Below are 13,009 nucleotides of genomic sequence, written 5' to 3' on the forward strand. Positions count from 1 at the left end.
TAAATACACAGAATCTTTCAAATGATAACACAATAGATGAATTTGTAAAACATATTCAGGCGATTTGTCATCATTTAATCACAACGTTTTGTTCACCGAGCAGCTCTTTTAATTGGAAAATAACAGCATGATCTGCATGAACTTTGTATGCATCTGGAAGTTTCACTGTCTTTTTTTGCTTCTCATAGTACAAATAGACATCTGCTTCTCCGCTGTGCATGGAGATCACCCGCTTTACTTGCTCTAGCAGCTCCTGCGTATGATTTTCTTCTTTCACCCGAATGTAGATAGACTCTTTTCTTTGTGTGCCCATCTCTTCAAGCAGAACGGCTTCTTGCACGATGATTTGGTTGCTGTCATTTCTGACATCTATTCTGCCTTCAACATAAAGCATGGCGCCCTCCTCAAGTAAGGGGGACAGCTTTCTAAATTGCTCTGGAAAGACGACGCCTTCCATTTCTCCCGTTTCATCCCCAAATGTCACAAATGCCATCGATTGTCCATTTTTTGTTCGAATCGATTTCACTTTTGTCAAAAGACCACCCATTGAGACCTTTCGCTTTATATAGGAAGAAAGTCTGATGATTTCCACTGCACCATTCTCTCTTAAGCGATCTCGGTACGCTTGTACAGGATGATTTGATAAATATAGTCCAAGTGCCTCTTTTTCAAATTGCAATAGATCAACAAGCGGCAATTCTTCTATCTCCGCATATTTTGGCTTAATGGAGAAGGTTGTATCCCCCAGAAAGTCGAGCTGATCATCTGGATTTAAAAATGACACGTGGTCTAATGCAATATCTATTGATGCCAATAACGAAGCTCGATTTGGATAAAGCTCATCCATCGCCCCTGAAAAAATGAGCGCTTCAATCGTTTTTCGGTTGACACTCTTAGTTGATACTCTTGCGCAAAAATCAAATAAATCTTCAAACGGCTTTTCTTGTCTTGCTCTGTATATATCCTTTACAGCTGACACTCCGACATTTTTGATCGCTCTTAAGCTGTAGCGGATCTCCCCTTTTTCAACCGTAAATGGAAATTCACTCTTATTAATAGAAGGCTTCAACACAGATATCCCTTTTTCCTTTGCCTCATAGAAATATTGAGCGACTTTGTCTTCATTTCCAATCACACTCGTTAAAAGTCCGCACATAAAATATAACGGATAATGCGCTTTTAAGTAAGCAAGCTGAAAGCCAATCATGCTATATGCAACAGCATGACTTCTATTAAAACCATAGTTTGCAAATTTGACGATCAAGTCATAAACGTCATTTGCAATGTTAACAGGATACTCCTTTTTTAGGCATCCTTCAACAAAATGGCTCCGCTCTTCATCAAGAACCTTTTTATCCTTCTTTGAAACTGCTCTTCTTAATAGATCTGCCTCGCCAAGCTGAAAGCCTGCCATCTTCGCTGCTATGAGCATGATTTGTTCCTGATAAACGATGACCCCATATGTGTCCTTTAAAATATCATACAAATCAGGATGCGGATAAGAGACCTTGACTCTGCCGTGCTTTCGGTCGATAAAAAGCGGGATATTCTCCATTGGACCTGGACGATAGAGGGCATTGACTGCCACGATGTCTTCTAAACTAGAGGGTTTTAAGCGTCTCAGTACCTGACGCATTCCTTGTGATTCAAGCTGGAAAATCCCTGTTGTATCTCCCGCTGATAACAATTCAAATGTTTTCTGGTCTTCATATGAAATGTCACTAAAGTTAATGTGGACGTTTTCCTGTCTTTCAATCTGGTTTTTAATGGATTCAATTAAGGTTAAGTTTCTAAGTCCTAAGAAATCCATCTTTAAAAGCCCGAGATCTTCTAAATAATTCATCGCATACTGCGTTAAATACACACCATCATGGCCGTCTTGTATGGGAACGACCTCTGTCAGCGGCTCCTCACTCAGCACAACGCCGGCCGCATGTGTCGATGTATGTCTTGGCAAGCCTTCTACCTTTAAAGCAGTTTGAAAGACTTGCCTGAGTTCTTCGGACTGCTGGAGCATTGTTTTTAATTCAGGAGATGCAGTGAGCGCTTCTTTCAGCGTCGTTCCTGGCTTTGATGGAATCAGCTTTGCAAGACGGTCTGCTGCCTTTGAATCAATTCCCATCACACGTCCGACATCCCTTAAAGCTGCTTTTGCTGCAAGGGTTCCAAACGTGACAATTTGCGCCACATGCATGTCTCCGTATTTGTCTTTTACATAAGAAATGATTTCATCTCTTCTCGTATCGGGGAAATCAATATCAATATCAGGCATACTAATTCGCTCAGGATTTAAGAAACGCTCAAATAACAAGCCGTGACGGAGCGGATCAACATCCGTAATAAACAGTACATAGGCAACAAGTGAGCCTGCAGCCGATCCCCGGCCCGGCCCTGTGACAATGCCTTGGTCATGGGCATACTTCATAAAATCCCACACGATAAGAAAATAATCACTGAAATTCATTTTTTGGATAATGCTCAGTTCGTACTCAAGTCTCTTCACATACGCGTCATTTGAAGCAATCTTTCTTTGCTTCATTCCTTCCGCACACACTCTGCGTAAAAACTGATCTGCTGTGGATTGATCAGGGGTCGGATAGGATGGGAGTTTTGTCTGCCCAAGATTCAAATCGACTTCACAGCGGTCTGCGATCTCCACTGTTCTTGTCAGTAGCTCCGGATCCTGCGTATACCATTCCTTCATTTCTTCAAAGGTTCTGAAATGCTTTTCTGCTCGGTCTTCCTCAACCTCAGGCAGCTGCTTTCCTTCTTTAATCGCCTTTAAACACGTATAGGCGGTTTTATCTTCCAGGTTGATGTAGTGGACATCTCCTGTCGCAACAAGAGGAATGTCCGCCATTTTTGAGACATCCCTTAGTTTAGCGGCAAGCGATTCGTCTTGCTGAAATGGCTGAAGTGCGATGTACACATGCCCCTCACCGAAAATATGTTTCAATTGTTTCGCCGCATGATGCGCTTCTTCTATCTGATCATGCTGAAGCAGCGTTTCAATGTACCCAGAAACGCCCGGCGTAATGGCAATGAGCCCGCGATGATAGCTTTTCAGCCATTTCTCTTTCAGTCCAGCTTTTGATTTTGATTTCAACACACTGCTGATTTTGATCAAGTTTTGGTAGCCTTCATTGTTTTTGGCAAGGAGTACCAAGGGATAAGCCTCTGTCTCTTGTTCATCTATGAAGACAGAAGCTGTTAAACCGATGACCGGCTTGATGTCATGTTTTTTACATTCCTTATAAAATTCAACCGTTCCATACATCACATGGTCATCGGTAAGAGCAAGCGCCTTGTAGCCAAGTTCTTTTGCTTTCAGCACGAGCTCCTTTACTTTTGCTGCACTGCTTAATAAGCTGTATCCACTGTGGACCTGAAGATGAACATAAGACATGCTTAATCCACTCCTTTCGTCTAAAGTCATTCTTTCATTATAAAACGCGATGCGATGAGAAACAAATGTTCTTTCTTTTCTGTCCGTTCATACTTGTCCAGCACGCACCATATATTGAATAGAGTGAGGTGGACAAAATGGATGTGAAGGAAGCTTTTATTCCAAATTTTATTAGCTGTTATTTTATTGCTCTTGGGGTCATTTTGGGCGGTGCCATTATCGGCGGTGTTGGTGCTTATTTGTCTGGTCAGCCGCCTTTATCCATTATTACGAGTCTTGCCAATCGTTTAAAGATTTGGGCGCTTGTCGCAGCTATCGGCGGAACGTTTGATGCTGTTTATAGTTTTGAACGAGGCATTTTTGAAGGGAACACGCGTGATATTTTCAAGCAGATTTTATTAATTGTCTCTGCCATGGGCGGTGCGCAAACAGGTTATCTCATTATCACGTGGCTCACACAGGAGCATGTGTCATCATGAGGGTCCCAGAGCTATACAAACGTCCAGGCTGGCAGCGTTTTTTTGCGGGGATGATGTTTGGCGCGATTGTGAGCTGGCTCATTTTCCTTTTTACATACGGAACCTTTCAGGAAAAGCAGGTGACACTGCTAAGAAGCCAGCAACACCATATGGACAGTCTGAAAGAACAAATCACACTCTATCGGGAAGATTTGCATAAGTTAAATGAGGATAATAAGAAGCGACTGCTGATCCAAAGCGTAGATGTCCATCTCGTCAATCGTGAGCAATATAAAATCCCAGAGCCAGATACGCTAAAATTTGAAGATCAGGTCAAGGAGGATATCTCAGAGGTTATTACAAAAGATATTGAAAGTGTCTATAAAACAAAGGAATTATTAAAACGCACGGTCGAAAACAAAGAATATACCATTCGGGAAAAGGCATACCGCGCCAAAGTGACAGAGCTGACGATTTATACGAAGCTTTCACTTGAAGTACGCATTTCATTTGCTGAATAAATGATCATGTGGAATTTTTATGAATTTCTACCCTCAATGATCGCTTTTCCCACTTAATTTTTATACACTAAAAGTAGAACGAGATCTAATACAGAAAGAGGTGAGGACAATGGAGGTTTATAGCTATCGTCAAATGGCACGAGACAAAGCAAGCCGGATCAAGGACGGCATGTGTGCTTATGCTGAGACAGAAATGATGGCTCATTTAATTAAAAAAGAATTAAAGCATCAAAATCTCCAAGCCTATGAAGATTCAACTGACATCGGCTGCTGGTTTATCCCTGTATGCAAGTAACCCTTTTCTCCATGACAAAAAAAGAGAGAGGGGACTTGAATCCCCCTCTCTCATGATGATGATTTACATACTTCTTCTAAATCACGCAAAATCTCATCTGCTACGGCCCAATCATAAATAGATGCACCAGCTGCAAGCGGGTGGCCTCCGCCATGATATTTTTTCGCAATGGTATTAATAACGACGCCTTTCGAGCGGAATCTCACACGAATCTGATCATTTTCTTCCACAAAAAAGACCCATGCCTTAATTCCTGCAATATTTCCAAGTGTCCCAACAAGCTGTGAGGCTTGCTGTGCTGTCGTTTGGAACGATTCCAATATATCCTGTTTAATGAAAACAGAAGCGACCCCATTCTCTGACAAAGAAATATGTTGAAAAATATAGCCATTTAATTTCACGACATTCAGATCCGTCTCATACAATTGATTGAAAAGGTCTGAAGATGAAAATGGATATTCAATCAGTTCTCCAGCATATTTGAGCGTCTTTTTCGTCGTATTTGGGAAAAGGAAGCGGCCTGTGTCTCCTACAATGCCGGCATAAATGAGTTCAGCCGCCTTTGTATTCAGCTGATATCCTTCTTCTTTCCCCTCTAAATACAATTCATAAATCATTTCGCTCACAGAGCTTGCCTCTGTATCCACCCAAAGCAAATCACCATAAGGATCTTCATTTGGATGATGGTCAATTTTCATCAGCTTATCGCCCATTGAATAGCGCTGATCGTCAATTCTTGCTTGATTGGCTGTATCACAGACAATGACAAGGGCATCTTTGTACACGTCATCCGGCACTTCATCAAGTTCATACAAAAATGAAAGGGTTGGCTCTGGGGTTCCTGTCGCATAAATATTTTTTTCTGGATAGGTGGCACGCAAGATTTCCGTAAGGCCGCACTGCGATCCATACGCATCAGGATCTGGTCTTACATGTCTATGAATGATGATGGTGTCATATAATGATATGGTTCTAATCAGTTCTTTTTTCATAAAAACTCCTTCTTATCCGATACTCTTTTTATTATTAAATCATAATCTATCCTGACGGAAAAGTGAGGAATAGACAATTTATTCTAGTAAGCAAGCCTATTTACGTTTAAAATAGGGTTGTAACCACTTACAATGGAGGCTTGGCACATGCTTGTTTTGATTGTGTTTATTATTTGTTCTGCCATGTTTTATTTATACTACAAAGCAAAGAATGTCCGTACGAACCGCCCAGTCGAGAAGAAATTCTGGTCGGCGAAATCCAGTATGGCACTTGGCTGCTTTGTCCTGCTCTTCGGTGTGAATCAATTATTTCTAAACCGCTCGTCACTCGCATTTGTCATTGGATTTATCTTTGTCGCTGTCGGTATCGGCAGTACGTGGGCTGGATATAAAGCCTACAAGCATTACCTTCCGCTCTTTTTAAAGGAAGGCGAAAAAGATCACGCATAATGAGAGAGAAGGGCTAAAATGATGTTTATTTTAGCCCTTTGTCTTTTTCATCATCACTCTTTTACGATTATCCTCTCTCCATGAGCTGCACCATCAGCATCGCTTTACCGACGATATTCGATTGATGATAAACTTCCACTTCTAGCTTTCCAAACTTGCGCCCTACTTCTAAAATATTTGGCTTGATCTGTATCGTGGATTCCATTTGAACTGGTTTTAAGAAGTAGACAGAGAGACTTTCGACAATCAGCTCCCCCTTTTTATGAGACTTTAAGAAGCGGTTGGCGGATTCAATTAAAATTTGCGTGAACACGCCATATGAAATGTTTCCGAGCTGGTTTGTCATTTGTGGTGTGACCTCATATTGATACACGGCATCTGCCTTTGGCTTTTCTGTATCGGTCTCTTTAAACCCTCTGGATACAACATCGTCCAGTTTTTCTCCGACCTGCGGCTGCTTTTGAATCATTTGAAGCGCCTTCAGTACGTCCTGACGGCTGATCATTCCAATCAATTTCGCATAATCATCTACTACAGGTAGCACCTCAATGCCTTCCCATACCATCATTTGAGCAGCAGAAGCCACAGAGGTTTTTCCAATGACTGTCAGCGGGTTTTTCGTCATGACCTTCTCAATCGGTGCAGATCGGTCATGTCCTGCGATATCCTTTGAGGTGAGGATGCCGTGAATCTTCATTTGGTCGTCTGCGACCGGAAAGCGGCCGTGGCCAGTTTCATAGTTTTTTTCATACCATTTTTCAAGTTTATCCTCTGGTGATAAATACACCGTTCGTTCTATCGGCGTTAAAATATCTTCCACAAGCACGATCTCTTTTTTTATGAGTTGATCATAAATGGCCCGGTTAATGAGAGCTGCTACGGTAAATGTATCGTAGCTTGTCGATAAGATCGGCAGCTCAAGCTCATCTGCAAGCTGAATGATTTCATCATCTGTGGAGAAGCCGCCCGTGACCAGCACAGCTGCTCCTGCCTCTAATGCTTGTCTGTGGGCATTGATCCGGTTTCCGACAATTAGCAGGTTGCCAGCTGCCGTATAGCGCATCATCGCATCAAGCTCCATCGCTCCGATGACAAATTTGTTTAATGTTTTATGTAAGCCCGCTCGTCCTCCAAGCACCTGTCCGTCAATGACATTGACCACTTCTGCATATGTCAGTTTTTCAATATTTTCTTTTTTCTTCTGTTCAATTCGAATGGTACCAACTCGTTCAATAGTACTGACGAATCCTTTATTTTCGGCATCCTTGATAGCCCGGTAAGCGGTCCCTTCACTCACTTTCATTTCTTTCGCAATACGCCGGACAGAAATTTTCTCTCCGACATCTAATGAATCAATATACGATAAAATTTGTTCATGCTTTGTCGCCAATCCCGTTCACCCTTTTTGTTTTCAGCGTTTTCATCTAACTTTCATTATAAGGGCAGGAGGCTTTTAATAGCAATTTGTCTTTTTTTCAGCACGATACGTGTAAATAAAAAAACCGGCATTTGAGTGCCGGCTTTTTGCTATGTTGATTAAATCTCTATCGATTCTCCGCTATTTAACACATGACCGACGCCGCCATGCAGGCTGTCTGCAAATGCATGTGGGTCCTGCTCAATCGGCGGGAATGTGCTGTAGTGAATTGGCACGACTTGCTTCGCCCGAAGCCATTCCGCTGCGATTCTTGCATCGTCTGGTCCCATCGTGAAGTTATCGCCAATCGGAAGGAATGCAAGCTCAATATGATTCAGCTCACCGATCAGCTTCATATCTGAAAAGAGTGCAGTGTCTCCGGCGTGATAAACTGTTTTGCCCTCTGCAGTAAATAAAATACCTGATGGCATACCTGTATACGTAATCGTTTTTGCATCTTCATCAATGATAGCAGAACCATGGAACGCTTGAGTGAGCTTCACTTTACCAAATTCAAACTCCCGTCCGCCTCCAATCGAAAGCGGGTGCGTTTTCACCCCTTGCCAGCTTAAATAAGTGGCAAGCTCGAATGGCGCAATAACGAGCGCGTCATTGTTTTTAGCGATTTCAATGGTGTCACCGACGTGATCTCCATGCCCGTGCGTGAGCAAAATGACATCCGCTTTGACATCTTGCGGTTTAATATCTGTGTGCTTATTTCCATTTAAAAATGGATCAATCCAAATATGGTATCCGTTTGTTTCAATGTGTACGACTGAATGTCCGTGATATGTAGCTTTCATGTGAGTATATCCACCTTTCGAATTTGATCTCATTTCATCTATTCCCTGTATAAAAAACTGAAAAACTTAATGCCTGTGAATGACGTTAAGGCCACCTGTTGCTTCTATCACAGTTCCTGTAATCAGGTCAGAGCGGTCATCGCATAAAAAGGAAATGATGCGACCGATATCTTCTCCAGTACCAGACCTGCCAATCGGCGTTTCATCATCTTTCATCTGGCGTGCTTCTTCTATTGTCGATTCTTTCATATCTCCAACGATTTTGCCTGGACAAACCATATTGGCTGTGATGCCGTTTTCTGCTTCTTCAATCGCAATGGTTTTCGTCAGTGACGCGAGCCCCACTTTTGCTGCTCCGAAGGCTGATCTGTGCATCCATCCTGGCGCATGGTCTGCACCTTGGAAGCCATATGTGACAATTCGGCCGAAGCCTTGCTTTCTCATCATTGGGATGACCATTCGGAACAAATGGAACACAGCAGATAGGTTGCCTTCCATCATTTGATACCATTCTTCCTCGGAATAATCCGCTAGCTTTTTTCGTTCAAAAATATAAGGTCCGGCATTGTTAATCAAAGCATCGATCCGTCCAAATCGCTCGGTTGCCAGCGCGACCATGTTCTTTAAATCTTCTTTGTTTGTCACGTCTCCTTGGACAAATTGAAGCTTTTCTTCATATTCCTGCAATTCTTCTTTCATCTGCCGCACAGCTTCATCATCACTTCGATAATTGACTGTCACAGAATACCCCATATTCAGTAAAGACTCGGTGACTTTCCTGCCAAGTCCTTTAGAACCCGCTGTTATTAATGCGTGTCGCACACAATCTCCTCCTAAAGCAAAGGTTGCAAGTTCATGTGTTTCTTTTGTTATCTTTACTTTACTTTACTATAAACCAGCATCTGGCGCACTTATGAACCCTTTCTGCTCTTTCTATTTAGAATGAAAAAATGTAGGATGATTCATCCACTTTTGGATATCCCACGAGCCATGAATACTAGAAGCAGCGAAACAAAACGATAGCATTCTCCCACCTCATGAAGCTGGCGAGGAAGCGGGCAAATCTCTTCATAGCCTAACCGAACATCGTGTGCAGCTTCTTTCGTCAAAAGGTATTCCAATGCAATAAAATCAAACGCAGCTGGTCCAAACACAACATATTCCGTATCAACTAGACTCGTCACTTGATCATCTTTTTCAATATATTGAGTTGGATCTAAATCAATTAAAATGAGACTGGCTGATTCAGGAGGACTGAGGTGATCTAGCTTTTGCTGGACCATTTCTCCATAACGCTGAAATTCAGGCTGGTCTGCATAATAGCGACTTAAAAGTTTAGAGACAGCCGTTTTTAAAAGTGGATGGTATTCTCTCAAATGTCTCGTTTCTGCCTCATATACTGCACCGAAAGAGTTTGTTCGATATGAATGAAGAAGCGCTAGTTTCCTCCCGTAATCTTGATAGAAGTGTGATGAACGCCGCTCAAAAGATGTTAAAGGGGTTCCTTCTACTTTTTCCATGACATCATAATGTTTCCCTGCCTTCTTCACTTTACGAACGACTTTCGGGATATGAAAGGAATTCGTTAGAGCCAGCTTTTCATTGATTTGATCGAGATGTTCTTGTCCTGTATGGGCATTTACTCCATAGATCATGTTGATCCCATATACAAATTCACTTTCTGCTCTTGTCATTTTAGGAGATTTCACCACATATTCCGTTTTGTCTTGTAAGGAGATCAGCCACACATCATTCGCCCGTCCCTCGTACTGTTCTCCTAACGTTTCAACTGATACGATGGGCTGATCAAACAAAGCCTGAAGTGTTTTCTTCATAGACTACTGTCACTCCCTCTTCAGCTTAACACTGGTATGTTTTCAAACTTCTCCAATGATGATCAATGTCCTTTTCCCCAAGACAAAAAAACCATCCGTATCAACGAATGGTTTTGGTCAGTTACGCTAGGCAGGCTTTTGCTTTTTCTAAAGCGAGCTGAATTTGTTTAAATCCAGTTCCGCCTGCGCTTGTTCTTTTTTCAACAGCAACATACGGATCAAGAACGGTGTAAATGTCTTCTTCAAAAAGATCGCTCGCTTCTGTGAATGTCTCAAACGGAAGATCACTTAAGTAGATGCCTTTTTGAATGCATGTATACACGAGCTTGCCAACGATTTCGTGTGCTTCACGGAATGGCATGCCTTTTTTCGCAAGGTAGTCTGCCACTTCGGTCGCATTTGAGAAATCTTCTTTTGTTGCTTTTTTCATGACATCTTCGTTCACTGTCATTGTTTGAATCATGCCTGTGAAGATTTGCAGGCTGCCAGCAATGGTTTTGACTGTATCAAACATGCCTTCTTTATCTTCTTGCAAGTCTTTGTTATACGTAAGCGGCAAGCCTTTCATAATGGTGAGAAGCCCCATCAGGTTGCCATACACACGGCCTGTTTTTCCGCGAATCAATTCTGCCATATCCGGGTTTTTCTTTTGCGGCATCATGCTACTGCCTGTTGCGTATGTGTCATCAAGCTCAATGAATTTGAATTCTTGAGAGCACCATAAGATGATTTCCTCACAAAGACGTGATAGATGCATCATCACAAGGCTGCTATTAGACAAAAACTCTAAAATGAAATCCCGATCACTTACGCCATCAAGGCTGTTTTCGTAAATGTGGTCAAAGCCAAGTAGCTCTGCTGTGTATTCACGATCAATCGGGAATGTCGTTCCTGCTAACGCTCCGCATCCAAGTGGAGACACGTTAATTCGCTTCAAAGAATCTTGGAAACGCGCTTTGTCACGCTCTAGCATCCAGAAATAGGCGAGCATATGATGCGCAAAGGAAATAGGTTGTGCACGCTGCAAGTGCGTATATCCTGGAAAAATCGTTTCAACGTGCTGTTCTGCTTTTTCCACAAGCACTGTTTGAAAGGAAGAGATCAGTTCAATAATATGCTCTACTTGGTTATTCAAATATAAATGCATATCGGTTGCAACCTGATCATTCCGGCTTCTCGCTGTGTGCAATTTGCCGCCAAGCGGACCAATCTCATCAATGAGCATTTTTTCAAGGTTTAAATGAATGTCCTCATAATCCACTGAGAATTCAAGTTCATCTGCCTCTGCCTTTTTCATGAGCGTATTCAGGCCATCTTTAATGGCAGCGGCCTCCTCATCGTCTAGGATACCGCATGTATTCAGCATACTTGCATGAGCAAGGGAGCCGGTCAGATCTTCTTTGACTAATTGTTTGTCGAAGTGAATGGACGCGCCAAACTCATCGACCCATTTTTCTGGTGTTTTTTGAAATCGGCCTCCCCAAAGCTTTTTCATGCTTTAACCTGCTCCTTTTTATTCACGATGCTGTTTACTTTTGTTGGTAAGCCCCAAAGGTTAATAAATCCTACCGCTGCATCATGATCAAATTCATCTGCTTTTGTGTAAGTTGCTAAATTTTCATCATAAAGTGAATATGGTGATTTACGTCCTTCAACAATGGCATGGCCTTTAAATAGTTTCACACGTACAACACCTGTTACGTTCTGTTGTGTTTCTTGTAAGAAAGCATCTAGTGCTCCTTTAAGTGGTGAGAACCATAATCCGTTGTATATTAATTCAGCCATTTTTTGTTCAACGATTGGCTTAAAGTGTGCAACTTCCTTCACTAGCGTTAAGTCTTCAAGCTCTTTATGCGCTTTTAGAAGTGTGACAGCACCTGGGCATTCGTATACTTCACGAGATTTAATACCAACAAGACGGTTTTCAACGTGGTCGATTCTGCCAACCCCATGCTGACCAGCGACTTCATTTAAATGAAGGATGAGATCAGATAAGGAATACTGAATACCATCAATAGCTGTTGGTTTTCCTTTTTCAAACGTGATTTCAATGATTTCAGGCGTGTCAGGTGTTTTTTCAAGTGGCGTCGTTAAATCATACGCTCCTTCTGGCGGTGCAGCCCAAGGATCTTCTAAAATGCCGCACTCGTTACTTCTGCCCCAAAGGTTTTGGTCGATTGAATATGGGCTGTCTAAGTTAATTGGAATTGGAATACCGTGCTTTTGAGCATAATCGATTTCTTCATCACGAGACCATTTCCACTCACGCACTGGTGCAAGAACTTCTAGGTCTGGATTCAATGCTTTAATGGATACTTCAAAACGGACTTGGTCGTTTCCTTTACCAGTACATCCGTGCGCTACCGCTACTGCATTTTCTTTTTCTGCGACTTCCACTAGTTTTTTTGCAATTAGCGGACGAGATAATGCAGATACTAGTGGATATTTTCCTTCATACATCGTGTGTGCTTGTAAGGCAGTTAGTGCAAATTCCTCTGCGAATTCTTCTTTTGTGTCAATCATGTAAGACTGAACCGCTCCGACTTGAAGTGCTTTTTGTTGAACGAATGCTAAGTCCTTTCCTTCCCCTACGTCTAGGCAGCAAGCAACGACTTCGTATCCTTGCTCTTGTAACCATTTAACTGCAACAGAGGTATCAAGACCTCCGGAATATGCTAATACGACTTTTTTATTTTGTGACATGATTGAAAAGCTCCTCTCACTTGTTTTGATTCTGTGAATGTTTTTTGCATAAAAATAAGTTTTAATTTATAAACATGCATTTAGTATGTATACACTGTAACAAGGAAAAATTGTTTTTTCAACCCCTTT

General features: G+C 42.0%; 12 protein-coding genes. 4 read left to right on the top strand and 8 right to left on the bottom strand.

The genetic code is table 11. The features are described 5' to 3' along the window. Positions 1–70: 70 nt before the first annotated feature. Positions 71–3,406 carry a DNA polymerase III subunit alpha gene (dnaE, locus tag MHI35_RS13050; RefSeq protein WP_211062889.1) on the bottom strand — a complete coding sequence of 1,112 codons (3,336 nt, stop codon included), beginning with the start codon at positions 3,404–3,406 and terminating at the stop codon, positions 71–73. A 137-nt stretch (positions 3,407–3,543) separates the two neighbouring features. Between dnaE and MHI35_RS13055 the strand changes: the two genes are divergently transcribed. The 3 genes from MHI35_RS13055 (at position 3,544) to MHI35_RS13065 (ending at position 4,680) form a co-directional block, all read left to right on the top strand. After that, on the top strand, positions 3,544–3,885 hold the full coding sequence (locus MHI35_RS13055; protein ID WP_034661856.1) for a YtrH family sporulation protein: 342 nt from the start codon (positions 3,544–3,546) through the stop codon (positions 3,883–3,885). After that, complete coding sequence (ytrI, locus tag MHI35_RS13060; RefSeq protein WP_003216226.1) at positions 3,882–4,385, top strand: sporulation membrane protein YtrI; 504 nt, start codon at positions 3,882–3,884, stop codon at positions 4,383–4,385. The genes MHI35_RS13055 and ytrI overlap by 4 nt, the downstream gene beginning before the upstream one ends. A 109-nt stretch (positions 4,386–4,494) precedes the next feature. Then, entirely contained in the window at positions 4,495–4,680 is a 186-nt protein-coding gene (locus MHI35_RS13065; RefSeq protein ID WP_003216400.1) for a hypothetical protein, read from the top strand. A 50-nt stretch (positions 4,681–4,730) separates the two neighbouring features. Here the strand turns inward: MHI35_RS13065 and MHI35_RS13070 are convergent, their stop codons facing one another. After that, the gene (locus MHI35_RS13070) at positions 4,731–5,672 is read right to left on the bottom strand and encodes a DHH family phosphoesterase (RefSeq protein ID WP_044139298.1); all 942 of its coding nucleotides are present in this window, start codon (positions 5,670–5,672) and stop codon (positions 4,731–4,733) included. Between the two features lie 147 nt (positions 5,673–5,819). On the opposite strand from MHI35_RS13070, the gene MHI35_RS13075 reads away from it, so the two are divergent. Further along, positions 5,820–6,122, top strand: coding sequence for a YtpI family protein (locus tag MHI35_RS13075; protein WP_003216665.1), 303 nt, complete (start codon positions 5,820–5,822; stop codon positions 6,120–6,122). A 67-nt stretch (positions 6,123–6,189) separates the two neighbouring features. Here MHI35_RS13075 and MHI35_RS13080 read toward each other — a convergent pair whose 3' ends face one another. From MHI35_RS13080 to MHI35_RS13105, 6 genes are all read right to left on the bottom strand, one after another. Beyond that, complete coding sequence (locus MHI35_RS13080) at positions 6,190–7,512, bottom strand: CBS domain-containing protein (RefSeq protein ID WP_144520951.1); 1,323 nt, start codon at positions 7,510–7,512, stop codon at positions 6,190–6,192. 146 nt (positions 7,513–7,658) lie between these two features. After that, the gene (locus tag MHI35_RS13085; RefSeq protein ID WP_211062888.1) at positions 7,659–8,342 is read right to left on the bottom strand and encodes a metal-dependent hydrolase; all 684 of its coding nucleotides are present in this window, start codon (positions 8,340–8,342) and stop codon (positions 7,659–7,661) included. A gap of 66 nt (positions 8,343–8,408) precedes the next feature. After that, positions 8,409–9,164 carry an SDR family oxidoreductase gene (locus MHI35_RS13090; protein WP_012010874.1) on the bottom strand — a complete coding sequence of 252 codons (756 nt, stop codon included), beginning with the start codon at positions 9,162–9,164 and terminating at the stop codon, positions 8,409–8,411. Positions 9,165–9,304: 140 nt separating this feature from the next. Further along, entirely contained in the window at positions 9,305–10,177 is an 873-nt protein-coding gene (locus MHI35_RS13095; RefSeq protein ID WP_335348983.1) for a phosphotransferase, read from the bottom strand. A gap of 121 nt (positions 10,178–10,298) precedes the next feature. Further along, positions 10,299–11,672, bottom strand: a complete 1,374-nt coding sequence (argH, locus tag MHI35_RS13100) for an argininosuccinate lyase (protein ID WP_306011043.1) — start codon at positions 11,670–11,672, stop codon at positions 10,299–10,301. Then, complete coding sequence (locus MHI35_RS13105) at positions 11,669–12,880, bottom strand: argininosuccinate synthase (protein ID WP_119125220.1); 1,212 nt, start codon at positions 12,878–12,880, stop codon at positions 11,669–11,671. Before MHI35_RS13105 ends, argH begins: the two co-directional genes overlap by 4 nt. Between the last annotated feature and the right edge of the window lie 129 nt (positions 12,881–13,009).

It is taken from the genome of Bacillus sp. FSL K6-3459, assembly GCF_038003305.1.
Taxonomy (GTDB): Bacteria; Bacillota; Bacilli; order Bacillales; family Bacillaceae; genus Bacillus; species Bacillus pumilus_O.

Coding starts and splice junctions, on each gene's coding strand:
- dnaE (WP_211062889.1), bottom strand. CDS start 3,406: ATGTCTTATGTTCATCTTCAGGTCCACAGTGGATACAGCTTATTAAGC.
- MHI35_RS13055 (WP_034661856.1), top strand. CDS start 3,544: ATGGATGTGAAGGAAGCTTTTATTCCAAATTTTATTAGCTGTTATTTT.
- ytrI (WP_003216226.1), top strand. CDS start 3,882: ATGAGGGTCCCAGAGCTATACAAACGTCCAGGCTGGCAGCGTTTTTTT.
- MHI35_RS13065 (WP_003216400.1), top strand. CDS start 4,495: ATGGAGGTTTATAGCTATCGTCAAATGGCACGAGACAAAGCAAGCCGG.
- MHI35_RS13070 (WP_044139298.1), bottom strand. CDS start 5,672: ATGAAAAAAGAACTGATTAGAACCATATCATTATATGACACCATCATC.
- MHI35_RS13075 (WP_003216665.1), top strand. CDS start 5,820: ATGCTTGTTTTGATTGTGTTTATTATTTGTTCTGCCATGTTTTATTTA.
- MHI35_RS13085 (WP_211062888.1), bottom strand. CDS start 8,342: ATGAAAGCTACATATCACGGACATTCAGTCGTACACATTGAAACAAAC.
- MHI35_RS13095 (WP_335348983.1), bottom strand. CDS start 10,177: ATGAAGAAAACACTTCAGGCTTTGTTTGATCAGCCCATCGTATCAGTT.
- argH (WP_306011043.1), bottom strand. CDS start 11,672: ATGAAAAAGCTTTGGGGAGGCCGATTTCAAAAAACACCAGAAAAATGG.
- MHI35_RS13105 (WP_119125220.1), bottom strand. CDS start 12,880: ATGTCACAAAATAAAAAAGTCGTATTAGCATATTCCGGAGGTCTTGAT.